A 23814-nucleotide genomic window follows, 5' to 3' on the forward strand; every position below is an offset into this window, starting at 1 on the left:
TGGACGACGTTTTCCGTTACGGGACTGTGCACGGCGTCACTCCATCAGGGACTTGAGTTCGTCGACATCGACCGTCCGGCGGCGCCGGTAGATCTCCACGAGGATCGCCAGGCCGATGGCGGCCTCGGCGGCAGCCACCGCGAAATTCATCAGCACGAAGACATGGCCGCCGGCGTCACCGTGGTGACGGCTGAAGGCGGCGAACACGATGTTCACGGCGCTGAGCATCAGCTCGATGCACATGAGCATGACGATCGCATTGCGGCGCACGACGAAACCGGCCATGCCGGTGACGAACACGGCAGCCGCCAGCGCCAGGCAGTGGTTCAGGCTCACGACCACGGCATTTTCCTTTCCCCCTGGCCCAGGGCCAGTGCGCCGATGATCGCCACCAGCAGCACGATCGAGATCAGCTCGAACGCCAGCAGGTACCGGCCGAGCAGGAGCGTCGCCACCTGTGAAGGCGATCCGAAGCCGGCCGGCACCGCCGGGAACGGCTCGGCGCCGCGCTGCCCCAGCCAGCCCAGCACGAGCACGAGCACGGCCAGCGGCGGGATGGCCACGGCGGGCCACAGCGGCAGCGCCATGCGCTTGCGCTCACCCTCCATGATCGGGCCCTGCAGCATCATGATGACGAACAGGAACAGCACCATGATCGCGCCCGCGTAGACCAGCACCTGCATGATCGCCAGGAAGGGCGCAGCCAGGACCGCGAACACGCCGGAGGCGGCGATGAAGGCGAACACCAGCCACAGCGCGGCCACGACCGCGCTGCGCTGCAGCACCATCATCACCCCGCCCAGCAGCATCAGCGCGCCGCAGGTCCAGAACAGGAAAGCCTCCATCGGTCGTCCTTTCGCGGGTCAGCGCGTCCCGTCGGTCCGGTTGTGGAGCAGGAATTCCTTGTCCACGATGAACTTGTCACGATGATCGGCGGCGATCTCGTAGATCCCCGTGTCCAGGCGGATGGCATCGCACGGACAGGCCTCTTCGCACAGGCCGCAGTACACGCACCGCAGCAGGTCGATGTCGAAGATGGCCGGGTACTTCTCGATGGTCGGGTCGTCGCTCTCGGCCGCCGTGATGTGGATGCAGTCGGCCGGGCAGTACGTCGAGCACATCTGGCAGGCCACGCAACGCGGCGTGCCGTCCTCGCGCTGCATCAGCCGGTGCCGCCCGCGGAAGCGGTCGCCGTAGACGCGCTTCTCCTCGGGGTACTGCATGGTCGGCATGTCGCCGGTGTGGAAGATGTTGTGGATCAGGTGCCGGCCCGTGACGGCAAGCCCCTTCACCACCTCCCACAGGTAGATCGACTCGAGCAGCGAGCGCCGCTTGTCCGTCGATCCCTTGGCCAGTCCTTTGAAGCTCATGTCATTTCCCGCTTCCGACCGCCGCCACGACCAGCGCGGTCACCACAAGGTTGGCCAGCCCCAGGGGCAGCATCACTTTCCAGCCCAGGCGCATCAGCTGGTCATAGCGGAAGCGCGGCAGGGTCCAGCGAACCCAGATGAACAGCCAGGCGAAGAAGACGACCTTGCTGACGAAGGCGCCGACCTGGAACACCGTGGCGGCCACACTGGCGCCGGCCGGACCGATCTCCCACGGCCGCAGCAGCAGCGCGCCGGCAGCGAGCGCCGCCGTGACCAGCCAGAGCCCGGCGCCGAGCACCGGCTCGCGGTCGCGCGCATCGCCGAACTTGCCCTTCTCGCGCTGCACGCGGCGCAGGAACAGCACGGCGAACAGGAGGCTGACGGCGATGATCGCCAGCAGCATGACCACCAGGAGCACACCGGCGTGCTGTTCGAGGGCCGGACGCGGCAGCCACGGGATCTGGTAGCCGCCGAAGTAGAGCGCGCTGATCATCGCCGCACCCACGACCATGTGGCAGTACTCGGCCATGAAGAACAGCGCGAACTTCAGCGAGCTGTATTCCAGGTGGTAGCCGGCGACGATTTCCGACTCGCCTTCGGGCAGGTCGAACGGGTTGCGGTTCGTCTCGGCGTAGACCGAGGTGATGAACAGGATGAAGCCGAGGGGCTGCAGCACGACGCCCCAGCGGGGCAGGAATCCGAACAGCAGCTCGCCCTGCCCGGCCACGATGTCCGTCAGGCGCAGGCTGCCGAAGATCAGCATCAGGCCCATGATGGCCAGGCCCATGCTGATCTCGTAGCTGATCATCTGGGCCGTGGCCCGGATGCCGCCGAGGAACGTGAACTTGTTGTTGGCCGCCCAGCCCGCCAGCACGATGCCGTAGGTGCCGAGGCTGGCCACCGCGAGCACGTAGAGCAGGCCCACCTGCAGGTCGGCCACGACCAGCGGGAACCGCTTGCCGCCGATCTCCAGGTAGTCGCCGAACGGGATCACCGCGTAGGTGCTGACCGCCACCGTCATGACCAGCCACGGCGCCAGGTTGTACAGCGCGCGGTGCCGGCCGGTCGGCGCGATGTCTTCCTTGAAGACCAGCTTGAGCACGTCGGCGATCGGATGCACCAGGCCGGCCAGCCGCACGCCGCCGATGGAGGCGCGGTTGGGCCCGGTGCGGTCCTGGATGTAGGCGGCGCCCTTGCGCTCGGCCCAGATGAGCGCCGGCACCATGCCCATGATCAGCAGGAACATGAACACGATCTTGGCCAGCGAGATGAGCACGATGTCCATCAGGCTTCCCCCCCGGGCAGCGCGCCGTCCTGCGGCAGCCGGTCAAGGTCCAGGGTCGGTGCCAGGGCGGCGCCGGCGCCCGCGCGCAGCGCCTTGAGGCTCGTCGGCGCCGCAGGGGCGCCGGCCGGAAGCATCTCGACCAGCACGCGCCAGTCCTCGCGCGCGTTGCCGGGCCGCGCCACCGCCTGGGCGAAGGGCTGCAGCCGTCCCTGCCGGTTGACGAACACGCCCGCCTTCTCGGCCCACATGGCGCCGGGCAGTACGAGTGCCGCCGCGCGGGCCGTGACGCCCAGGTGCGTGCCCAGGTAGACCACGTCGTCGCGGCCGGCCAGGGCCGCAGCCACTTCCGGCGCCGCGGCAGGGTCGCCCCCGTGCACGAGGATCGCGCCTCGCGCGGCGCGGATCAGCGCCGCCAGTTCGGTCGCGCTGTGCTCGGCAAGGCCGGCCACGGCCAGGCCGCCCCGGTTCGGCGTGCGGTCGGCGGAGAGAAGGATGTCATCGCCCTTGCCGGTGTCGCTACCGGCCAGGCCGCCGCTGGTCGCAGCGGTGCCGGCCACCTGCCGGAGCAGCCAGAGCTCTTCCAGCGACTGGTGGGCGCTGCCGATCACCAAAGCGAAACCGCCACCGCCCACACGGGCCAGGTGGTTCTTCACCTCGGCCCAGGCCACGACCTGCCCGTGCCACAGGGGCTCGGTCAGGCGATCGACGGCGTGCACGGCCTTGTAGGTCAGGCGGCCTTCGTCGCACATCCACGAGCCGTTGACCTTCGCGTTGCGGCGCGGCTTCAGGCGGTAGATGCGCCCGGCCTCGTGATCGACGCGCACGTTGCAGCCAGTGGCGCAGCCGGGGCACACGCTGTCGGTCGACTTCAGCATCCAGACGCGCTTCTGGAACCGGAAATCGCGGCTGGTCAGGGCGCCCACCGGGCAGATGTCCACGGTGTTGACGGAATAGGCGTTGTCCAGCTGCCGGCCCGGCGCCACGCCGATCTCGGCGCGGTCGCCCCGGTTGAAGATGCCCAGTTCGCCGGTCTTCGTCACCTCGTTGCAGAAGCGCACGCAGCGACTGCAGAGCACACAGCGCTCCTTGTCGAGGATCACCTCGGGCCCGATCACCTGCGCCTTGGCCTTCAGCACCTTCTCGGACTGCGGCACCTGGCTGTCGTACAGGCCGTAGTCCATGTACTGGTTCTGCAGCCCGCATTCGCCGGCCTGGTCGCAGATCGGGCAGTCGACCGGATGGTTGATCAGGTGCATCTCGAGGATCTGCTGCGACGCCTTGCGGACCTTCTCGCTGCGCGTCTGCACGACCATGCCTTCGCGCACGGTGGTGTTGCAGGCGATGGTCAGCTTGGGCATGCCCTCCACCTCGACCTGGCACAGCCGGCAGACGCCGGCGATGGACAGGTCCGGGTGGTAGCAGAAGTGCGGCAACGCCTCGCCGCGCGCCAATCGGCAGGCGTCGAACAGCGAGGTGCCGTCGGCAACCTCGATCGCACTGCCGTCGATGGTCAGTCTGGCCATGGGCTCACTCCTGCTCGCCGCGCGGCCAGCGGCTCTCGGCCGCGACCGGGGTCTGGTCCTGGATGAGGGCCTCGAATTCGCCGCGGAACTTCGCCAGGAAGCTGCGCATGGGCATCACGGCCGCGTCGGACAGCGGGCAGATGGTGAGCCCGGCCATGCCCGAGCAGACGTGCTCTATGCGCTCGAGGTCTTCGGGCGTGCCTTCGCCGCGCCGCAGCTTCTTGACCAGCCTGTGCAGCCAGCCCGTGCCTTCGCGGCAGGGCGTGCACTGCCCGCAGCTCTCGTCCCAGTAGAAATGCATCAGCACCTGGATCAGTTCAACCATGTCGCAGCGCTTCGGGATGATGATCATGCCGCCCGAGCCGAGCATGGTTCCCGCCGAGCCGAGCGACTCGTAGTCCAGGTTGCAGTTCATGATCTCGTCCGCCGGCAGCACCGGAACCGAACTGCCGCCGACGATGACGGCCTTCAGTTCCTCGCCGTCGGCCATGCCGCCGAGCACGTCGTTGAAGAACGTGCGGAACGGCATGCCCAGCGGGATCTCGTAGACGCCCGGCCTCTTGACCGGTCCGCTGACCGAGAACAGCTTCGTGCCCGGCGACTTCTCGGTGCCGAACGCGCGATAGGCCGCAGCGCCGTTCATGATGATCCAGGGCACCGAGGCCACCGACTCGACGTTGTTGACGATGGTCGGCTTCTTCAGGAAGCCGGACACCGCGGGGAACGGCGGCTTGATGCTCGGCTGGCCCTTGCGGCCCTCGACCGAATTGATCAGTCCCGTTTCCTCGCCGCAGATGTAGGCGCCGGCGCCCTTGTGCACGATCAGGTCGAGGTTGTAGCCGCTGCCGAGGATGTTCTTCCCCAGGTACCCCGCGGCATAGCACTCGTCGACGGCCTTCTGCACGCGGTCGATGAGCCAGCCGAATTCGCCGCGGATGTAGATGAAGCCGAGGCTCGCCCGCACCGCGAAACAGCTGATGATGGTGCCTTCGATGGTCTGGTGCGGGTCGTAGTCCAGGAGAAAGCGGTCCTTGAACGTGCCCGGCTCGCTCTCGTCGGCATTGACGAAGAAGTAGACCTGCTCGGCGGCCTGGGGCACGAAGCCCCACTTGGTTCCCGTCGGGAAGCCGGCGCCGCCGCGACCGCGAAGACCGGATTCCTTGACCACCGCCTGCACTTCGGCCGGCTGCATGCCGCCCAGCACCCTGCGCAGGGCCTGGTAGCCGCCTTCCTTCTCGTAGACGGCCAGGCGGTGGCCGTCGGTGCGGCCGAACCGCGCCGACAGCAGCTTCGGCCCGCTCGGGCCGACGACGCCGTTGTGGTTCAACTCAGTCCACCCCTTCCCGGTCGGTGTCGGCCCGCGGCACGACGCCGCGGCGCAGGCTCTCCAGGAGCGCATCGGCCTTGGCCGGCGTCACGTTCTCGTACAGGTGCGTGCCCAGCTGCAGGCAGGGGCCCATGCCGCAGGCGCCCAGGCACTCGGCGCCCTCGATCTGGAACTGGCCGTCGGCGGTGCGCCCGCCCAGCTTAACGCCCAGGCGTTCCTCGAGGTGACGGATCAGCGGCCGGGCGCCCATGATGTGGCAGGAGATGTTGTGGCACACCTGCAGGGTGTGCTTCGCCTGCGGCGTGTCGCGGAACATGGTGTAGAAGGTCAACACCTCGTTCACGCGCGCATGGGTGACGTCCAGCTTCTCGACCATCAGGTCGACGCCGCCGGGCGGGACCCAGCCCAGCTCGTCCATGATCACCCACAGGCAGGGCATCAACGCGCTGGCCTTGGTCGGGTAGCGCGCCGCCAGGGCGTCGATGCGTGCCAATGCTCCGGGCGAAAGCGCGAAGCCGGGCGTGCCGTCCATGGGCAGTTCTTGCATGGGCTTGGTCATCGGTTCAAGGCCTCCAGGCGCTTGCCGTCAGCGGTCCAGCTCGCCGGCGATGATGTTCAGGCTGCCCAGGGTCGCGATGGCGTCGGGAATCATCGCGCCTTCGATCATGAACGCATACGCCGAGAAGATCGGGAAACAGGGCGGCCGCACCTTCAGGCGGTACGGGTGCCCGCTGCCGTCCGAGACGGCGTAGAACCCGAGCTCGCCGTTGGCGCCTTCGCCGAACCCGTAGGCTTCGCCCGCCGGCACCTGGATGCCCTCGTAGACGAGCTTGAACTGGTTCATGACCCCCTCGATGCTCTGGTACACGTTGCGCTTGGGCGGCAGCGTGATGGCGCGGTCGTCCAGGTTGACCGGCCCGCCCGGCAGCTTGTCCAGCGCCTGCAGCACGATCGAACGGCTCTGCACCATCTCGGCCATGCGCACCATGATGCGGTCCTGCGTGTCGCCCGCGGTGCCGGTCGGGATCTCGAACTCGTAGTTTTCGTAGCCGGAGTACGGCGCCGTCTTGCGCAGGTCCCAGGCCAGGCCCGTGGCGCGCAGGCAGGGCCCGGTGAAGCCGAAGCTCAGCGCGTCGGCCTGGCTGATGGCCCCCACCCCGACCGTGCGGTCGAGGAAGATGCGGTTGCGCGCGATCAGCTTCATCACTTCGCCATGGGCCACCATCAGGTCGTTCAGCTTGGAACGGACCTCGGCCCCGAACTCGGGATAGAGGTCATGGCTCAGCCCGCCGATGCGCGCGTAGTTCGTCGTCAGCCGCGAGCCGCACAGCTTCTCCAGCGATTCGTACAGGCTCTCGCGGATGTTGTAGAGGTACCAGTAGTTCGTCAGCGCGCCGATATCGACCAGGTTCGCGCACACGCAGACCAGGTGGTCGATGATGCGCGAGAGTTCGCTGACGATGACGCGGATCGCCTGGCAGCGCGGCGTCACCTCCACGCCCAGCAGCTTCTCCACCGCGGCGGCATAGATCGAATTGTTGAGCATGGCCGAGCAGTAGTTGAGCCGGTCGGTGTAGGGCATCACCTGCGCCCAGGTGTGGTCCTCGGCTTCCTTCTCGAAGCAGCGGTGGATGTAACCGATTTCCGTGCGAGCCTCGAGGATAATCTCGCCGTCGAGCAGCATCTCGGCGCGCAGGGCGCCGTGCATGGCCGGGTGCGACGGGCCGATGTTCACCGTCAGCAGGTCGCTCGGGTGCACCTCGTCGCTCACGCCGCCGGCCCGCGCCGCCATGGCCGAGGCGCGGCGCGCCGCGCGCGTGATGTCCTCGTCCGCGAACAGGTGCTCGGGCTCGGAACACTCCTGGCCCTGCTCGATCGGGTAGTCCTTGCGCAGGGCATGGCCCTCGAACTGGTGATGGCAGAGGATGCGCCGCAGGTCGGGATGGCCGCTGAACGGCACGCCCAGCAGGTCGTACACCTCGCGCTCGTGCCAGTCGGCGCTGCGCCACAGGCCGGTGGCGGTGGGCACGGGCTGGTCCTCGGCCACGTCGACCTTCACGCGCAGGCGCTGGTTGCGCGACCACGAGCGCAGCAGGTAGTTGATCTCGAAGCGTTCGCCGCGCGCGGGGAAATCGACGCCCGCGATATCCGACAGCTGCTCGCAGCCCTCGGCCTCACGCAGGTGCGTCAGCACGTCGATCAGCCGGTCACGACCGACCGTCACCGTCTCGTCGCCGCGGTACGAGCCCGTCGCGAGGATGGCGTCGCCGAACTCCCTGCGCAGGCTGTCGACCAGCTTCTGGCTCATGCTCATCCGTTCCCGTCGCGCGACGCACTGGCCGCGCGCTCAACTGGGGTAGACTAGACCCTCAAGCCATTGCCCTCAGACCTGGACCCGCCCGGCGTGCCTGACGGCCGCGGGCACCAGCCCTTCGCGTTCGACCCGTTCCTGGATCTGCGTCAGGGCATAGAGCAGGTTCTCGGGGGTGGGCGGGCAGCCGGCGACATACATGTCGACCGGGATGACGCGGTCGGCCCCCTGCAGCGTGCTGTAGTTGTTGTAGAAGCCGCCGCTGCTCGCACAGGCGCCCATGGCGATCACCCAGCGGGGCTCGGCCATCTGCGCGTAGATGGTGCGCAGGATCGGGGCCTGCTTGTAGCTGATGGTGCCGGCGATGATCATCAGGTCGCTCTGCCGCGGCGAGAAGCGCACCAGCTCGGCGCCGAAGCGACTGATGTCGTTGTACGACGACACCGTGCTCATGAACTCGATCGCGCAGCAGGCCACGCCGAACGGCAGCGGCCACAGGCTGTATTTACGTCCCCAGTTGACCGCCTGCCGCAGGCGCGTGGTCAGGTAGTTGCTGGGGTTCTCGAGATCTACTGCCATTCCAGGCCGCCTTTGCGCCAGATGTAAACGAACCCGACCACGAGCACGGCCACGAAGGCCCCCATCTCGGCCAGCGCGAAGGCGCCATGACCGGCCGCGACCAGATCGCGGAACGTGATCACCCACGGGTAGAGAAAGACCGCTTCCAGGTCGAAGAGCAGGAAGAAGATCGCCACCAGGAAAAACCGGACGAAAAAGCGGATCTGGGTGGTGCCGCGGACCGGGACACCGCACTCGTACGTCGAATCCTTCAGTGCCGAGGGCCGGCGGGGCCCCAGCCAGAAGCTCAGGCCGAGGAACAGCCCCGAGAAGGCGGCCGCAACGGCCAGGACCAGCAGCACGGGCATGAACTGAGCGAACATCGCGACTCTCCGGGCAGAAGACGTGGCACGAGACGATTCTCTGGACAGTTCTCCGGGCGGAAGACGGTGCCGCAGGCCGGTAAAGACCCGACTGTTGCCAAAATAACAGAGCGAAAGAGGGTGTCAATCACGGGGTTGCGTCGATGGTCGATCTCCCGCCCGGGGAGGATGATTTCCGGTCACCAGCGGGCGCGACGCCACCTGGCTGCGGGGTGCGGGCTGGAATACGACACGACCAAGCCTTTGCCATACGTCAAGTTACGTGAATTCCGCAGTCGACCCCGGTTCCGGCCGGTCGGCACGATCGTTGCGCTGCTCCCGGCGACATGCGCCAGCCTGCCGCCCGGCGGCAGGGGAACGTCCAATCGGGAGTGGATCCATGAACGATGCCCGACTTCAGGCCGCGACGGAGCCCGCCGCGGATCACCGCCTGGCCGAGCTGGTCGCCGCCGGCACCGCGGCACTCGAAGCCGGCGACCTGCGCCGCGCCCTGGGCGCCTACCAGGCCGTCATCGACGCCTTCCCGGACCGCCCGGAAGGGCACAACAACCTGGGCGCCCTGTGGGCCTCGCTGGGCGAATGGAACCGTGCGGAGTCCTGCTTCGATCGCGTGGTGGCGCTTCTGCCCGAGAACCCGCACGTGCTCTACAACCGCGGCGTGATGCGCAGCCACCTCGGTCGCTTTGCCGATGCCGGCGCCGATTTCGCCGCCGCGCTGACGCACGCCCCCCACGATCCCGACCTGCACAACAACCTGGGCGTCACCCATTTCCAGCGCGGCAATCCGGACGGCGCCCGCCGCCATCTCGAGGCCGCGCTGCGCCTGCGCCCGGACTATGCCAACGCCGTCCTCAACCTGTGCGACGTGGACGAGTCCTGTGACGACCTGCACCGTGCCGTCCGGCGCTGCAACGATTTCCTGGGCTCGTACCAGAGTGCCCCGGTCCGTCGCCGCCTGCTGGAACTGCACGCCATCGCCGGTTCGGCGCACCTCGATGCGGCCTGCGGCACGGCGGAAGCCCTGCTGGCGGCCCACCCCGACGACACGCCGATCCGCCAGCAGCTCGGACGCCTCATGAGCGCCCGGCACGCGCTGGCCGAGAACGCGCAGCGCGCCCTGGCCGAGGCCTGAGCAGCGTTCGATTCCATCTCCGAAAGCCGCGCCGCCGCCGCCCCCACAGGCGGCGGCGCGGCTCTTTCCGGCAGGGCGAAGGTCGCGGCATTGCGGCCGAAGGTCCGGTGTGTGATCGTGACCCAGGTTGCGCCCTGATGCCGCGGCGCGGCCCACCGGAAGGAATCCCATGCAGGTCTACCTGAACGGACAGTACATCGATGCGGCGGAGGCACGCGTCTCGGTGTGGGACGGCGGCTATCTCTACGGCGACGGCATCTACACCACGTTGCGCCTGTATGCCGGCCGGCCGCTCGACCTGCCCGCCCATCTCGAACGCCTGCGCCGCCACGCGGCGGCGCTCGAACTGCCGGTGCCCCTCAGCGACGAGCAGACGGGCACGATCATCGAGGCGCTGGTCGCCGCAAACGGACTGCGCGATCACGACGGTCGCCTGCGCATCACCATCAGTCGCGGCGGCGACCCCGATGACCCGCTGCCGCTGCGCGATCTCGGGCGTCTGACACCGACGGTGCTGTTCACGCTGGCGCCGGTGCCGGCCTCGCTTGCCGAGTGGGCCCAGGGCGGCATCCGGGCCTGCCTTCTGGAGCCGGGCTCGGCGCGCGGCAACCTGCCCCACCTCAAGACGCTCAACGGCCTGCCCGCACTGCTGGCGCTGCGCCAGGCCGCCGCGCGCGGCTGCCAGGAAGCGATCCTCGTCAGCGAGGACGGCCGCCTGCTGGAAGGCGCGGTCAGCAACCTGTTCCTGGCGAAGGACGGCTGCCTGGCGACACCCGCCGGCGCCGAGGGCCTGCTGGCCGGGCGCACGCGCGAACGCGTGCTTGCATTGGCCGCGGGGCTGGGCCTGGCGTGCGAGCGGCGGCGCCTGCTGCCCGATGACCTGCGGGGCGCCAACGAAGCCTTCACCGCCAGCAGCGTGCGCGAGATCCTGCCGGTGGTCGCGGTGGACGACGCCGAGATCGGCGACGGACGGCCGGGGCCGTTGACGCGGCAGTTGCAAGCGGCCTATCGGGAACTGGTGGCTGGTGCGGTGGCGGGCGAAGATCCGCGGCAGCCGTAGAACAGAGGTGCGGGCGCCCAGGGAATCCGGAACGCCCGCACATTCCGTTTATACGCCGGCTCCGCGCCGGCACGGCTTCACTTGAGCAACGTCAACTTCACCAGTTCACGTTCTTCTCCGTGACGCAGGCTTGCCAGGTAGAGCCCCGCCGCCAGCGGACGCCCGGCGTCGTCGCAGCCGTCCCACACCTGCCGGTGCGTTCCCGGACCCAGCCGAGTGGCGGCCAGCAGCGTGCGCACGTGGCGACCACGCACGTCGACGATCGCAACGGCCACTTCGGCTTCGGTATCGAGGTTGAAAGAGATCGTCGTGCGCGGGTTGAACGGATTGGGTGACGCCGAGAGCACAGGGACGGATGCCATCGGCATGGCCGCGTCGGCAGCAGTCGCCAGGCAGGCCGGCTCGGTCATGACGAGGCCCTTCTCGACGGTGGTGACGAAGAGCGTACCGTCGGCGAGAACAAGCCGCTCGGTGTAACCGGCCAACCCTGCACTGCCGAGAAGCTCCGGTTGCGCCGGATCGCGCACATCAAAGGCCATGATGTCGTGATCGCCGGATGCCGAATAGAGCACGTCGCCGGCCAGCAGAAGGTCGCCGGAAAACGGAGCCCGGGGCCGCCACGCGACGACCGACGGATGCGCCGGGTCGGCGACGTCCAGCACCGACAACCCGTCCTCGAAGCTGCCCACGTAGGCCAGATCGCCCGCGAGTACCAGCCCGCTGGCAAGGTCGTTGTTGAGCCAGGTGCCGAGCACCACCGGCGCCGCCGGCTGCATGAAGCCCACCAGACAGACGCCACCGAGTCGGCTCACAAGCGCCCGATCGCCGTCGGTCGCAATGTCGCCGGGGGACGGCACTGAGACTGAACCCAGGACTGTCGGCGCCCGCCAGTCGGCAACATCGAGGACGGCAACTTTATCGGGAGTGCCGCCGGAGACAGTAGCGATGAGTCGGCTGCCCGCAAGCGCCGCATGCGTGACATATCCGTTGAAAGGCACGGTCACGACCAGCGACGGCTGGTCGGGATCCGTCAGGTCGATCACATGGAGTCCGCCCGCTCGGGCCGCCACAAAGGCATGGTCACCGGCCAGCGTGATCGTGGCCAGATCGCCGGTCAGTGGCAGGCGCGCCAACTCCACCGGGTGGAGCGGGTCCGTCACGTCCAGCGTGAGCAGCCCCTCGAAATAGTCGAGCCCGTAGGCCCGGTTGCCGGACACCGCGAAGTCGCTGAACCCGCTCGGCGCCAGGTACCAGCCGAGCGTGGCGCTCGGTACCGGCTGGGCCAGGCCCACCACGCGCAGTTCGTCCGAGCCGGCGACGAAAGCGACGTCTCCGGCGAGCACGCAGTCGTATGAAATGCCGGGCAATTCTACGAGATCCGACACCGCGGGCGCCAGGGGCGCGGTCGTGTCCACCGCCATCAGGCCCGTGTTGCAGACGCTCAGCCACAGGCTACCAACTCGACCTGACAACGAAGTAGCGAAGTCCGGCAGTTCGACAGCACCGGCAAGCACGGGTGCGGCGGGCACCGCGATGTCGAGCGCCAGCAGCTGCGCGTCGTACGTCGATGCGTACAGGAAGCCGTCATGGACGACCAGCCCGATCACATCGTGGCCAACGTCCAGCATCGTGCCCGCGACGGGCAACGCGGGATTGGTGACATCGACCGGCAGAATGCCGCTTAGCCTGCAGCCGACGTACGCCCAGTTGCCATGTCGCACCACGGCTAGCGCGCCCACGGCCGCGCCCAGTGTGGCCGTGACCTGCGGTTGCGCCGGGTCGCTGATGTCGCAGATGACCAGGCCGCCGGTTCCAGCGGCAACGATGGCCAGACCGTCGGCGAACACCACATCGGCAGCACCACCCGGGAACGGCAACGCGCCCACGAGCACGGGCACCGGCCCGGCGGTCAACGAAGCGATGCGCAGCCCGTAGCCGCTGATCCCGATGAGCAGCGATCCATCGACAACTGTCAGATCGCTGACGGAGCCCGTGAGAGGAAGCGTGCCGAGAGGGTTCGGCGACAGCGGATCACTGATGTCATAAGCCCGGATAGCTCCGTTGCCGGCGACCCACGCACGATCGCCATCCACCGCGATCGCCGTGGAGTAATAGCCGTCACCCGCGAACAGCAGTTGCGGTACTTCAGTGGAAACCTCAAAACATCCGGTAGCCCCGGCCCCCGTGGCGGATAGCCCGATCGCGGTGCAAACACATGCGCAAAGCCGGATGACGTGCCGCGTTAACCCATGTCGCATGATGACCTCCCATGCCATATGTCGTCTGCAGATGCCCCGCCGCGGCGGGTTCGGTGGGGCCCCATTGCCCCCGGCCGGCAGGTATGCAGGGATTGTTCCCGCGATAACGACTATGGATATCGGCCGGAACCGCCCGAACTGAAGGAAGTGGCTACCGGCGCCCTGTCCCCTCAGGCAGGACGCAGAACGACCGCCCTCCCTGCGGAGAGCGGCCGTCGCTGCGCGGTGAACCGCGGATCAGAAATCGAAGCTCGTGTCCTGCACCTTGAACGTGTTGAAGTCGTCCTGCTCGGTGGTCGGCAACTCGTTCTTGATCTCGCGCGGCAGCGGCGGCGCGCCGGCCAGGACCAGCTCATCCTTCAGGCTCGCCAGGTCGACGTACTCGTCGGCGGCGGCGATCAGGTCGGTGCTCGTCATCTCGCGCAGACCACAGACTTCCACGTGCTTGCCGCGGCGGGCCAGGGCCGCCACGAGCGGCTGGAAATCGCCGTCGCCCGTGCACAGGACCACGCTGTCCAGGTGGTCGGACATGTCCAGGACGTCGATGGCCATCTCCATGTCGAGGCTGCTGCGCACACTGCGGGTGCTCGTGTCCATCTCGTTGAAGTTGCGGACTTCCTTGGTCACGACGGTGAAGCCGTTCAACTTCAGGAAATTGATGAAGTCGATCTTGCCTTCGGACTGGTTGCTGATCGCCGTGTAGAAATAGGAACGGACAAGGCGGCGGTCTCCCGCCAGGCGCCGACACAGCTTCAGGTAGTCCATCCGCATATTCATGTGCTTGGCACTGTAGTGGATGTTCTCCCCGTCGATGAATACGGCGACGCGATCCAGGGGACTGTGCTGATACATGGACCTTCACCCCTTTACGGTAAATGGGCCGGATGGCCGGCCAGCCGGGCGAGTCGAAGGCGGCCGTCGAGCCAACCGGCTCCCGTGCCCCCTTCTTGCGGCGAATATTAGTTATTTCGCCTTTGATTCGCAATTCCTTTACAAAGGCGCCGGCGGCCATAAACCGCCAGCGCCGGATGTCGTCGTCGCAAGTGCTCAACTGACGGCAGGTTGTCCCGCAGGCTGCAGGTTCTCCGTGATGCCGTCCGTCGGCAGGCGGGAACCCGCCAGACGCGCCCGCCAGATCACCGCCAGGCGGTAGTAGGTGGGCATCACGAGCAGCGTCAGGATGGTGCTCGAGGCCAGGCCGCCGCTGATGGCGCGGGCCATCGGATAGTACTCGGCGTTGCCGACATGGGCGCCGCTGGCCAGCGCCAGGGGCAGCAGCCCGAGGATCGTCGTGCCGGCGGTCATCAGGATCGGGCGCAGGCGGTCGGCACCGCCCTCGAGCACGGCCTCGTCCAGGCTGCGGCCGGCCCGCTGCAGGCCCTCCAGGCGGTCGACCAGCACGATGCCGTTGTTCACGACCACGCCGATCAGGATGACGATGCCGATCATCGCCATCAGGTTGAACGGGGTACCGGTGGCCATCATCAGCCAGAACACGCCGAGAGCAGCAAACGGAACCGTGCCCATCACTACCAGCGGCAGCATCACCGACTCGAACAAGCTGGCCATCACGAAGAACACGCAGGCCAGCGCCAGCAGCATGTTCAGGCCCATTTCATTCTGCTGCTGTTGCGCGCGACGGATCTCGCTGCCGAAATTCCAGCCGTAGCCCAGCGGCATGGTCAGCGAATCCATGACCGGGCCCACCGCCTCCAGCGCCTCGTCGAGACGGTCGCCCGACCAGGTGCCGCTGATGGTGATGCCCGAGCGCTGGTCGCGCCGGAAGATGCGCTCGGGCCCGTGGCCGAACGTGAAATCGGCCACCTGGTTCAACTGCACCGGTTCCCCGCCGAGCGAGCCGACGGGCAGCAGCGCCAGGTTCTCGAGCGACTCGCGGTCCTCGGGCAGCAGCGAGATGACGAGGTCGATCTCCTTGTCGCCCGTCTGCAGGCGCGGCAACTGCACGCCGCGGTAGGTGAGCCCCATCACGCGCGACACGGCCCCGGGCGTCACGCCGAACCGGCCCGACTGCACCGGGTCCACGCGGACCTGCACCTCGGCCCGGCCCGCCTCGTCGTCACTGCGCAGGTCGCCGATGCCCTCGACCAGGGCCAGCCGACGCCTGGCCTCGCGCGCGTACTCCTGCAGCAGTTCGGTCTCGTCGCCGCTGATGGTCACCGAGAACGTCTTGGCACCGGCGTCCTGCCCCTGCTCGTCGCCGAAGCGGTACTCCACGCCGGCCTGCACGGGCAGGTTCTCGCGCAGGTCGTCGCGCACCTGCCGGAAGTACTTCTCGGTGACCACGCCGTCCCGGAAGAACAGCGTGATGCCGCCGCCGTCGGCGGCGTGGAACGAATAGATGTCGCGCAGGCCGAGTTCGGCACGACGCGTCTCCAGCCACTCCGAGGCGCGCGCTACAGCCACCCGCGAGGCTTCCTTGTCCACAGGCCCGGTGTAGTGGAACTGCACGCGAAGGTTCTCGCGCCGCATGCCGTCCTGGCCTTCCACGTCCGGCTTGAACTTGGTCAGCTTCATGGCCCCGAAAGTGACGACCAGCACCACCGGCACCAGCACCAGCGATGTCAGGAGCGGGTGCCGGATGGCGGTCCAGGTCAGCGTGCGACGGTAGCGCCCCTGCAGCCAGAGCAGCCAGCGCGGCTCCGGCGCCGGCATCGCGGCGCGCGAACCGCGCAGCGCCAGCAACGGCACGACCGTCAGGCTGACCAGCAGCGACAGGATCAACGTCACGCTGATGGTGACCCCCACTTCACCCAGCCAGACCGAAAGTTCGTCGGCACGGCTGATCACCACGGGCGCGAAGACGATCACCGTCGTCAGGGTCGAAGCGGTGATGGCCATCCCGACTTCACGGGTGCCCCGCACGACAGCACTCAGGGGGCGGGCGCCCTCCAGCTGCCGCCGGTGGATGGCCTCCAGAACCACCACCGCATTGTCCACGAGCATGCCTACGCCCAGCATCAGGCCCATCATGGTCAGCACATTCAGCGAGCGACCGCTCAGGTACATGAACACGCAGGTGCCGACCACCGAAAGCGGGATCGCCACAGACACGACCAGCGTCATCGACACGCGCCGCAGGAAGAAGAACAACACCGCGATGGCCAGCAGCGATCCCGACAACCCGCCCTGCAGCAGGCTGCGCAGTGAATCGGTGATCTGGTCGGCCTGGTTGAAGAAGGCGAAACTGTTGATACCCTGCAGCGCGGGGTCGTGGTTGATGCGCTCCAGTTCGGCCTCGATGGCGCGGCAGACGGCCACTGTATTCGCACCGGAAGCCTTCTGCACCCAGAAGGCGATGGCCGGCTCGCCGTTCAGCACGCGCCCGTACGACAACGCCGGGGCGCCGTAGACCACCTCGGCCACGTCGCCCAGCCGAAGCCCGCGCGGATCCACCGGCAACCCGGCCAGGTCATCGGCCCCTTCGAGCCCGCTGATGGTACGAACGTCGTAGCGCAGGCCCTGGTCGGTGACGCGCCCCACCGTCAGTTCGACGTTGGCCGCTTCGAGGGCGCGGAACAGCTGGTCGAGGTCGACCTGGTGCTCGCGGATCTTGTCCAGTCGCAGGTAGACCGAGGCCTGGGTCGGCAGCACACCGTCGATATTGACGCGCCCGACGCCCGGTATGCGCTGCAGCGGCCCGATGATCTTCTGGTCGATCAGGTCCCAGCTCTCGGACAGGTCGCGACCGCGCGCCGAGATGCGCCCCTCGATGACGGGGATGTCGCTGGTGTTGAAGGTGAGCAGGAAGATCTGCGGGATGTCGGCCGGCAACCGGTCGCGGATCTGGTCGATCTTCTCCTTCACTTCCAGGCGCAGCAGGTTGACGTCGCGACCCCAGTCGAAAGTCACGCCAACCTGCACCTCGCCCGCGTCGCTGAAGCTGGAGATCTCCTTCACGCCGCCCAGGGTGGCGAGCACTTCCTCGAGCGGGCGTACGATCTCGCGCTCGTTCTCGGCGGGGATGCCGCCCTGGTAGGGCACATAGACGGCGATGAACGGGAACTCAACGCGCGGCAGGAAGTCGAGCGGCAGCTTGAACACCGAGACGGCGCCCAGAACGACCACCGAGGCGATCGCCATCGCCAGGGTCACGGGGCGCCGCAACGACAGGCGGGTCAGCCACATCTCAGGCTTCCTTCCCGGCGGTCGAGCCCGCCAGGCGGCCTGCCCCGGCGACCGCGTTCACGGCATCGGCGTTCTCGGCCGCGGTCTCGGGCACGGCGCCGCCCGCCAGCGCGAAGTAGGCCACCGGCACCACGACCAGCGTCAGCAGCGTCGCCAGCGACAGGCCCGCGATCACGGTGACGGCCAGCGGCGCCCGCAATTCGGCGCCCTCGCCCAGCCCGAGCGCCATCGGCAGCAGTCCGAGCACGGTCGTGAGCGTGGTCATGAGAATCGGTCGCAGGCGCTCGCGGCAGGCCTTCCTCACGGCCTCGACCAGGGGCAACCGGCGCCGCATCTGGTTCATGCGGTCCACGAGCACGATGCCGTTGTTGACGACGATGCCCGCGAGCATGATGGCGCCGATGACCGCGATCACGCTGACGCTCATCCCCCGCAGCCACAGGCCGTAGACGGCGCCGCTGAGGGCCAGGGGCACCGTGAACATGATGATGAGCGGGTAGAGGAACGACTCGAACTGCGCCGCCATGACCAGGTAGACCAGGAACACGGCGAGCAGCACCGCCAGCTTCAGGGAACGATAGGACGCCGCCATCTCCTGGTTCTGGCCCCCCATGTCCACGGTGATGCCGGCGGGCAGCGGCAGGTCGGCCAGCCGTTCCTGCACGTCTCGGGTCACCGAGCCGAGGTCGCGCCCCGAGAGGTTCGCACCGACGATCGCCACCCGCTTGCCGCCCAACCGGTGGATCTCCGCCGGGCCGACGGCCGTGCCCAGCGTCGCCACGCTGCCCAGCCGCACGGGTACACCGTCCTGCTCGGCCACGATGAGGTCCTCCACGGCAGTGAGCGTGGACCTCTGTTCGGATTCGTTCAGGACGCGGATATCGACATGGTTCTCGCGGTCACGGTAGCGGGTGGCCACGGTGCCGCGCAGCTTGCCGCGCACGGTCTCGGACACGGCGCCCAGGCTGAGGCCGTGCCGGTTCAACTTGTCGCGATCGAAACTGACCTGCACCTCGGGTGAGCCGGGCACCAGGCTCTGCCGCACGTCGCGCAGTCCCGGCGTGTCGCGCAGGCGCTCGGCCACCTGGTCGGCGGTCTTCTGCAGGTCGTCGAGATTCCAGCCCGCGACATTGACTTCCACGGGCGAGCCGAAATTGAGCAGCGATTGCCGCTGCACGCGCATGTGCACCTCGGGATGCGCCGCGATCACGCCGCGCATGCTCTCGAGGGCCCGCCCTTCGGCGACGGCGCCGGTGCCGGCCAGTCGCACCTGCAGTTCCGCGCGATTCTCCTTGCGCCGCACCAGGCCGGCCTGGCCGTCGCGCGCGATGCCGATTTCGCCCGCCACCAGCGATACCTCGGGCAGGGCGCGCAGCCCTTCCTCGATCTGCCCCACTATCGAAGCAGTGCGTGACAGGGGCGTGCCTTCAGGAAGCTCCAGCGCGAGCGTGAGCTCGCCCTGCGCCAGCGGCGGCACCAGTTCGGTGCCCAGCCGCGGCCAGAGCAGGACACCGCCGGCCGCAAAGGCCAGCGTGGCCACGCCGACGGCCAGCTTGCGCCGCAGCGCCCAGGCCAGCGCCCGGTCGTAGCCGCCGACGACGAACGGGAAACCCCGCGCGAAACCGGAGGTCAGGGGCCGCAGCAGCAGGCGCAGCGCAGCGCCGACCGCGCGCAGCGCCTTGGCGCCGGCGAAGGCCAGCACGCGCGGAAGGGCGATGACGAGGGCCAGGCCCGCCAGTTTCGACCAGCGCGACAAGCGGCGACCGCTGACGCCTTCGGCCGGCTTCCAGCCCGAAATGGCACCTGTGGGCGCGCGTGAAACGCCTCCGCGCCCGGCCGCCATCGGCGTGAAGGTCAGTGACACCAGGAGCGAGACGACCAGCGAGAACGAGACCGTGAGCGCCTGGTCGCGGAAGATCTGTCCGGCCACGCCCACCACCACGAAGACGATGGGCACGAAAACGGCCAGGGTCGTGAGCGTCGAGGCGGTGACGGCGCCGGCCACCTCGGCCGCGCCGCGGACAGCCGACTCGGCGACGTCCGGGTCCAGGCGCTGCTCGCGCCGGCGATGGATCGCCTCCAGAACCACGATCGAGTTGTCGACGAGCATGCCGACGCCCAGGGCCAGGCCGCCGAGGGACATGATATTGAGCGTCACGCCGCGGCTGAGCATGAGGATGAACGTGGCCACGATGGAGACCGGGATGGCCAGCGCGATGATGAGCGTACCCTTGAAATCGCCAAGGAAGATGAACAGCACGAGCACGGCCAGCAGGCCGCCCAGCAGGGCGTTGTCCCGCACTTCCTTCACGGCGTCGGCGATGAACACCGACTGGTCGAACAGCACTTCCAGCCGCATGGGCGCCGGCAGCTCGCCGCGCAGGCGGTCGAGGTGCGCGCGCACGGCGCGGGCCATCTCCACGGCGTTGGCATCGCCCTCGCGGTAGACCGCGATCTCGACGCTTTCCTGGCCGTCGATGTGGGTGATGCTCGTGCGGTCCTTGTGGGTCCGCGTGACCGTGGCCACCTCTGCCAGCTTGACCGGCCGACCGGACACGTTCGCCACCGTCACCTGGCCGATGTCGTCCAGCGACTCGAAGCGGCTGAGCGTGCGCACGATGTACTCGGCATTGCGGTCGCGCAGGCGGCCGCCCGAGGCGTTCACGTTCTCCTCGCCCACGACGCGCCCGATCGCGGCGATGTCGACGCCCAGCGCCGACAGCTTCGCCTCGTCGACCTCGACGCGGATCTCCTCCTCGAGGCCGCCATCGACCTGCGCCGCCGCCACGCCGGGCAGTCCCTCGATCTCCTGCTTGAGCACGTCGTCGGCCAGCCGCCGCAGCGTCACGAGCGAGGTGCCGCCGGACAGGCCGATGCGCAGCACCGGGTCCTGGCCCGGGTCATACTTCAGCAGCAGGGGCACCGCGACGTCATCGGGGAGCCGCACCAGGTCGACCTTCTCGCGCACGTCCAGGGCGGCATAGTCCATGTCCGTGCCCCAGTCGAACTGGAGGGTGACCTGGGACAGGCCGGCCTGGCTGACCGAGTGCACGCGCCGCAGCCCGGGCACCACGCCCACCGCTTCCTCGAGCGGCCGCGTCACGAGGTTCTCGACGTCGACCGGGGCCGTGCCCGGAAAGTCGGTCTGGAGGGTGAGCGTCGGGTAACGGATCTCCGGCAGCAGGCGCAGGTCGAGCCGCCCCAGCGAGGTCACCCCGAAGACGACCGCGGCCAGGGTCAGCATCCACACCGTGACCGGGCGGGTGACAGCCAGGCGGATGAAGCTCATGGCCTACTCCGCCCGCGCCAGGTCGGCAGTGCCGCCGGCCGTCGAGCCGGCGGCAACCGCGGTCTTGCCCACGTAGCCGGCAGCCTCGGCGTTGAGGGCGCGGATCGGGGCGCCCGTACGCAGGCCACCCTGCCCCATCGTCACCACGCAGGCGCCGTCCTCAAGCCCGGACAGGACTTCGACGTGCGTCTCGTCATAGAGCCCCGTTTCGATCTCCACCTTGCGCACGGTATCGGCTTCGGCGATGAACACACTGCGCAACGCGCCCTCCTCCACCAGCGCCAGCTTGGGCACGGACAGGGCGTCGTGGTGCCGGTCGGTGGTGATGCGGACCTTTACGAAGCCGCCCACGCGCAGTTCGGGGCCGGCGTTCGCAAGCAGCAGGGTCAAGCGCACGGTGCTCGTGGCGGGATCGACAACCGGCGCAATGCGTTCGACGGTACCTTCGATCGCCAGTTCGCGGCCTTCCGGTGAGACGAGCACGCGCTGGCCGGCCGTCACCTTGCGGGCCACGTCCTCGGGCAGGTGCACGCGCACCCGCAGCGGCTCGAAATCGCCCAGGCTGAAGGCCGAGAAGCCGGCCGCCACCTGCTGCCCGGCCACGATGCGGCGGTCCGTCACCATGCCGGCGAACGGTGCGCGCAGGCGCGTGTCCTCGAGCGCAATGGCGGCGAGATCGCGCTCGGCGGCGGCCAGGCGCCAGGTTGATTCCACAGCGTCGAATTCCTGCTGGCTGATGAGCTCCTGCCCGAGCATGCTCCGGCTGCGTTCGAGCAGCCGCGCCTTGTCGGCGACGGTCAACTCGGCCTTCTCCAGCTGGATGCGCTCGCGGTCGTTCTCCAGTTCCGCCAGCACCTTCCCCGATTCGACCCAGCTGCCTTCCTCGACCGCCACCTGGCGGACCCGGCCCTGGACCCGTGCGACCAGATCCACCAGGCGGTCGGCCTCGATCACCGATGCGGCGCGATAGTACGCCTCGATGCCGCGAGCCGAGGCGCGGGCCAGTTCCACCGGCACCGGCTTCGGCTCTTCCTTGTCCTTGTCCTTGCCCTTGCGTCCCTTGGGCTTGTCCTTGCCTTTGGCCGCGTCATCGCCGGCCGAGGTCGTATCGGTGGCCGCCATGGCGCCGAACATGGGCGCCGGCACCCCGGGCATCCGGCCGGCCAGCCACAGCCCGGCGCCCCCGCCGAGTGCCAGGACCGCGATCGCGGCCAGGGTGATGGTTCTCTTGCCGGGCTTCCTCATGGCGGTCCTTTCGGGCGAAACAATGCCGACGCATCGGGCGCATCCGCAGAACTTTCACTGGCAAGGAGACGCACCGACCCGGCCAAGGTTGCATGGTCCGGTCCAGACGCTGGAAATCGCCTTGCGGCCGGGTTATCGTAAACGGATCGCCGCCCCCGGGCGGCCCGCCTTCCACGTTGGCCTGGCGAGGTGTCCGCATGCAGAAGCTGGTCGAGTGCGTACCGAACATCAGCGAGGGCCGCGATCGCGGCATCATCGACGCCGTCACCGCAGTCATCGGTGAAGTCGAAGGCGCAAGGTTGCTCGACGTCGATCCCGGCGCCGACACGAACCGCACGGTGATCACCTTCATCGGTCCGCCCGAGGCCGTCGCCGAAGCAGCGTTCCGTGTCGTCAGGCGCGCCGCCGAACTGATCGACATGAGCCGGCACCACGGGGCGCATCCACGCCACGGCGCCACCGACGTCTGCCCGTTCGTTCCTGTGCGCGGCATCACGATGGAGGAGTGCGCGGAACTCGCGCGCCGTGTCGGCCGCCGCATCGGCGACGAGCTGGGCATTCCCGTCTACCTCTACGAATCGGCCGCGAGCCGCCCCGAGCGCCGCAACCTGGCCGACGTGCGCAAGGGCGAGTACGAGGCGCTGCCGCGCAAACTGGGTACGGCCGAATGGGCGCCCGACTTCGGGCCCAACGCGTGGAACGAGCACACGGCGCGCACCGGCGCCACGAACGTGTCCGCGCGCGGCTTCCTGGTGGCCTACAACGTGAACCTGAACACGCGCGACAAGGCGTTGGCCTCGCAGGTGGCCCTCGACATCAAGGAAGCCGGCCGTGCGCAGCGCGACGCGCAGGGGAACATCATCAAGGACGCCGCCGGCAACCAGGTGCTGGAGCCCGGCCCGTACCGGCTGCCCGCCTGCAAGGCCGTCGGCTGGTACATCCCGGCCTACGAGCGCGCGCAGATCTCGATCAACCTCGTCAACACCGACGTGACCAAGCCGCACCAGGCCTTCGAGGCCTGCGAAGCCAGCGCCCGCGACCGCGGCGCCCGCGTGACCGGCAGCGAGCTGGTGGGCCTGGTGCCCGAAGCGGACCTCCTGGCCGCCGGCCGGTTCTACCTGCGCCGGGCGGGGCAGTCGGCAGGCGTGCCGCGCCGCCACCTGATCGAGGCCGCGATCCAGAGCCTCGGCCTGCGAGACCTGGGTCCCTTCGACCCGAACGACAAGGTGATCGAGTACCAGGCCGGCCTGGTCGACGGCCCGCTGGTCTCGATGACCAACCGCGCCTTCGTCGACGAACTGTCAACCGACTCGCCGGCGCCGGGCGGTGGCTCGGTGGCGGCGCTGTGCGCCGCCCAGGGCGCCGCACTGGCCGCGATGGTGGCCAACCTCACCGTCGGCAAGAAGAAGTACGCCGCCGTGTGGGAGAGCATGAAGGACCTGGCCGAGCAGGCCCAGGCGCTGAAGGATGCGTTCCTCGCGGCCATCGACGACGACACCGCGGCCTTCAACGCCGTCATGGCCGCATTCGGGCTGCCCAAGGCCACGCCTGCCGAAGCCGCCGCCCGCAACACTGCCGTGGCCGCGGCCACGCTGCGCGCCACCATGGTGCCGCTGTCGGTGCTGGAAAGGGTGCCTGCCGCACTTGACCTGGCCGCCGAAGTCGCCGAGCACGGCAATGCCAACAGCCTGTCGGACGCCGGTGTCGCGGCGCTGACGCTGATGGCCGGCGCCGAGGGCGCCTACTACAACGTCCTGATCAACCTCGCGGCCCTGGCCGAGTTGCCCGAGGCCGCCGCGCCCGCCGACCTGCGCCCGCGCGCCGACGCCGCCCTGGCCCGCTGCGAGACGGCAGCCGCGGCGATCCGGACCTCGGTGCGCCGCCGGCTGGCCGGCTGACGGGATCGACCTGCCGGCCTGGACGGGCG

The 23814-nt window shown here is 68.7% G+C and carries 18 protein-coding genes; 3 read left to right on the top strand and 15 right to left on the bottom strand.

The window, feature by feature from the left end; all coding sequences use genetic code 11:
• Window positions 1-36: 36 nt before the first annotated feature.
• From nuoK to IPG61_01910, 10 genes are all read right to left on the bottom strand, one after another.
• Window positions 37-336: an NADH-quinone oxidoreductase subunit NuoK gene (nuoK, locus tag IPG61_01865; GenBank protein MBK6732841.1), complete on the bottom strand. Its 300-nt coding sequence runs from the start codon at window positions 334-336 to the stop codon at window positions 37-39.
• On the bottom strand, window positions 333-845 hold the full coding sequence (locus tag IPG61_01870; GenBank protein ID MBK6732842.1) for an NADH-quinone oxidoreductase subunit J: 513 nt from the start codon (window positions 843-845) through the stop codon (window positions 333-335). The genes nuoK and IPG61_01870 overlap by 4 nt, the downstream gene beginning before the upstream one ends.
• An 18-nt stretch (window positions 846-863) precedes the next feature.
• A complete protein-coding gene (locus IPG61_01875) occupies window positions 864-1370 on the bottom strand; it encodes an NADH-quinone oxidoreductase subunit I (protein ID MBK6732843.1) in 507 nt (168 codons plus the stop codon).
• A gap of 1 nt (window position 1371) precedes the next feature.
• A complete protein-coding gene (locus IPG61_01880; GenBank protein MBK6732844.1) occupies window positions 1372-2655 on the bottom strand; it encodes an NADH-quinone oxidoreductase subunit H in 1284 nt (427 codons plus the stop codon).
• Window positions 2655-4178: a (2Fe-2S)-binding protein gene (locus IPG61_01885; GenBank protein MBK6732845.1), complete on the bottom strand. Its 1524-nt coding sequence runs from the start codon at window positions 4176-4178 to the stop codon at window positions 2655-2657. The genes IPG61_01880 and IPG61_01885 overlap by 1 nt, the downstream gene beginning before the upstream one ends.
• A 4-nt stretch (window positions 4179-4182) precedes the next feature.
• Complete coding sequence (nuoF, locus tag IPG61_01890) at window positions 4183-5577, bottom strand: NADH-quinone oxidoreductase subunit NuoF (GenBank protein MBK6732846.1); 1395 nt, start codon at window positions 5575-5577, stop codon at window positions 4183-4185.
• Window positions 5507-6064 carry an NAD(P)H-dependent oxidoreductase subunit E gene (locus IPG61_01895; GenBank protein MBK6732847.1) on the bottom strand — a complete coding sequence of 186 codons (558 nt, stop codon included), beginning with the start codon at window positions 6062-6064 and terminating at the stop codon, window positions 5507-5509. Before IPG61_01895 ends, nuoF begins: the two co-directional genes overlap by 71 nt.
• A 27-nt stretch (window positions 6065-6091) precedes the next feature.
• Window positions 6092-7813, bottom strand: coding sequence for an NADH-quinone oxidoreductase subunit D (locus IPG61_01900; protein ID MBK6732848.1), 1722 nt, complete (start codon window positions 7811-7813; stop codon window positions 6092-6094).
• 75 nt (window positions 7814-7888) lie between these two features.
• Window positions 7889-8395 (bottom strand): NADH-quinone oxidoreductase subunit NuoB, encoded by a 507-nt coding sequence (gene nuoB, locus IPG61_01905; protein MBK6732849.1) that lies wholly within the window; start codon window positions 8393-8395, stop codon window positions 7889-7891.
• Window positions 8386-8757, bottom strand: a complete 372-nt coding sequence (locus IPG61_01910) for an NADH-quinone oxidoreductase subunit A (GenBank protein ID MBK6732850.1) — start codon at window positions 8755-8757, stop codon at window positions 8386-8388. Before IPG61_01910 ends, nuoB begins: the two co-directional genes overlap by 10 nt.
• A gap of 379 nt (window positions 8758-9136) precedes the next feature.
• Between IPG61_01910 and IPG61_01915 the strand changes: the two genes are divergently transcribed.
• Together IPG61_01915 and IPG61_01920 are read left to right on the top strand one after the other, a co-directional pair.
• Window positions 9137-9889 (top strand): tetratricopeptide repeat protein, encoded by a 753-nt coding sequence (locus tag IPG61_01915; GenBank protein MBK6732851.1) that lies wholly within the window; start codon window positions 9137-9139, stop codon window positions 9887-9889.
• A 169-nt stretch (window positions 9890-10058) separates the two neighbouring features.
• Complete coding sequence (locus tag IPG61_01920) at window positions 10059-10949, top strand: aminotransferase class IV (GenBank protein ID MBK6732852.1); 891 nt, start codon at window positions 10059-10061, stop codon at window positions 10947-10949.
• 77 nt (window positions 10950-11026) lie between these two features.
• On the opposite strand, the gene IPG61_01925 is transcribed toward IPG61_01920, so the two are convergent.
• The 5 genes from IPG61_01925 to IPG61_01945 all read right to left on the bottom strand — a co-directional run bounded on the left by IPG61_01925 (window position 11027) and on the right by IPG61_01945 (window position 21887).
• A complete protein-coding gene (locus IPG61_01925; protein MBK6732853.1) occupies window positions 11027-13225 on the bottom strand; it encodes a hypothetical protein in 2199 nt (732 codons plus the stop codon).
• 219 nt (window positions 13226-13444) lie between these two features.
• On the bottom strand, window positions 13445-14059 hold the full coding sequence (locus IPG61_01930; GenBank protein MBK6732854.1) for an NYN domain-containing protein: 615 nt from the start codon (window positions 14057-14059) through the stop codon (window positions 13445-13447).
• A gap of 195 nt (window positions 14060-14254) precedes the next feature.
• Window positions 14255-17353 (bottom strand): efflux RND transporter permease subunit, encoded by a 3099-nt coding sequence (locus tag IPG61_01935; protein ID MBK6732855.1) that lies wholly within the window; start codon window positions 17351-17353, stop codon window positions 14255-14257.
• Window position 17354: 1 nt separating this feature from the next.
• On the bottom strand, window positions 17355-20642 hold the full coding sequence (locus IPG61_01940) for an efflux RND transporter permease subunit (GenBank protein MBK6732856.1): 3288 nt from the start codon (window positions 20640-20642) through the stop codon (window positions 17355-17357).
• Window positions 20643-20645: 3 nt separating this feature from the next.
• Window positions 20646-21887, bottom strand: coding sequence for an efflux RND transporter periplasmic adaptor subunit (locus tag IPG61_01945; protein ID MBK6732857.1), 1242 nt, complete (start codon window positions 21885-21887; stop codon window positions 20646-20648).
• 197 nt (window positions 21888-22084) lie between these two features.
• Between IPG61_01945 and ftcD the strand changes: the two genes are divergently transcribed.
• The gene (ftcD, locus tag IPG61_01950) at window positions 22085-23785 is read left to right on the top strand and encodes a glutamate formimidoyltransferase (protein ID MBK6732858.1); all 1701 of its coding nucleotides are present in this window, start codon (window positions 22085-22087) and stop codon (window positions 23783-23785) included.
• Window positions 23786-23814: the final 29 nt, after the last annotated feature.

The sequence above is a fragment of the bacterium genome, assembly GCA_016703265.1.
Classification (GTDB): Bacteria; Krumholzibacteriota; Krumholzibacteriia; order LZORAL124-64-63; family LZORAL124-64-63; genus CAINDZ01.

Coding starts and splice junctions, on each gene's coding strand:
- IPG61_01870 (MBK6732842.1), bottom strand. CDS start 845: ATGGAGGCTTTCCTGTTCTGGACCTGCGGCGCGCTGATGCTGCTGGGC.
- IPG61_01895 (MBK6732847.1), bottom strand. CDS start 6,064: ATGACCAAGCCCATGCAAGAACTGCCCATGGACGGCACGCCCGGCTTC.
- IPG61_01935 (MBK6732855.1), bottom strand. CDS start 17,353: ATGTGGCTGACCCGCCTGTCGTTGCGGCGCCCCGTGACCCTGGCGATG.
- IPG61_01915 (MBK6732851.1), top strand. CDS start 9,137: ATGAACGATGCCCGACTTCAGGCCGCGACGGAGCCCGCCGCGGATCAC.
- IPG61_01930 (MBK6732854.1), bottom strand. CDS start 14,059: ATGTATCAGCACAGTCCCCTGGATCGCGTCGCCGTATTCATCGACGGG.
- IPG61_01885 (MBK6732845.1), bottom strand. CDS start 4,178: ATGGCCAGACTGACCATCGACGGCAGTGCGATCGAGGTTGCCGACGGC.
- IPG61_01925 (MBK6732853.1), bottom strand. CDS start 13,225: ATGGCATGGGAGGTCATCATGCGACATGGGTTAACGCGGCACGTCATC.
- IPG61_01945 (MBK6732857.1), bottom strand. CDS start 21,887: ATGAGGAAGCCCGGCAAGAGAACCATCACCCTGGCCGCGATCGCGGTC.
- IPG61_01900 (MBK6732848.1), bottom strand. CDS start 7,813: ATGAGCCAGAAGCTGGTCGACAGCCTGCGCAGGGAGTTCGGCGACGCC.
- IPG61_01875 (MBK6732843.1), bottom strand. CDS start 1,370: ATGAGCTTCAAAGGACTGGCCAAGGGATCGACGGACAAGCGGCGCTCG.
- IPG61_01910 (MBK6732850.1), bottom strand. CDS start 8,757: ATGTTCGCTCAGTTCATGCCCGTGCTGCTGGTCCTGGCCGTTGCGGCC.
- ftcD (MBK6732858.1), top strand. CDS start 22,085: ATGCAGAAGCTGGTCGAGTGCGTACCGAACATCAGCGAGGGCCGCGAT.
- IPG61_01940 (MBK6732856.1), bottom strand. CDS start 20,642: ATGAGCTTCATCCGCCTGGCTGTCACCCGCCCGGTCACGGTGTGGATG.
- IPG61_01920 (MBK6732852.1), top strand. CDS start 10,059: ATGCAGGTCTACCTGAACGGACAGTACATCGATGCGGCGGAGGCACGC.
- IPG61_01880 (MBK6732844.1), bottom strand. CDS start 2,655: ATGGACATCGTGCTCATCTCGCTGGCCAAGATCGTGTTCATGTTCCTG.
- nuoB (MBK6732849.1), bottom strand. CDS start 8,395: ATGGCAGTAGATCTCGAGAACCCCAGCAACTACCTGACCACGCGCCTG.
- nuoF (MBK6732846.1), bottom strand. CDS start 5,577: ATGCGCTCCTGGAGAGCCTGCGCCGCGGCGTCGTGCCGCGGGCCGACA.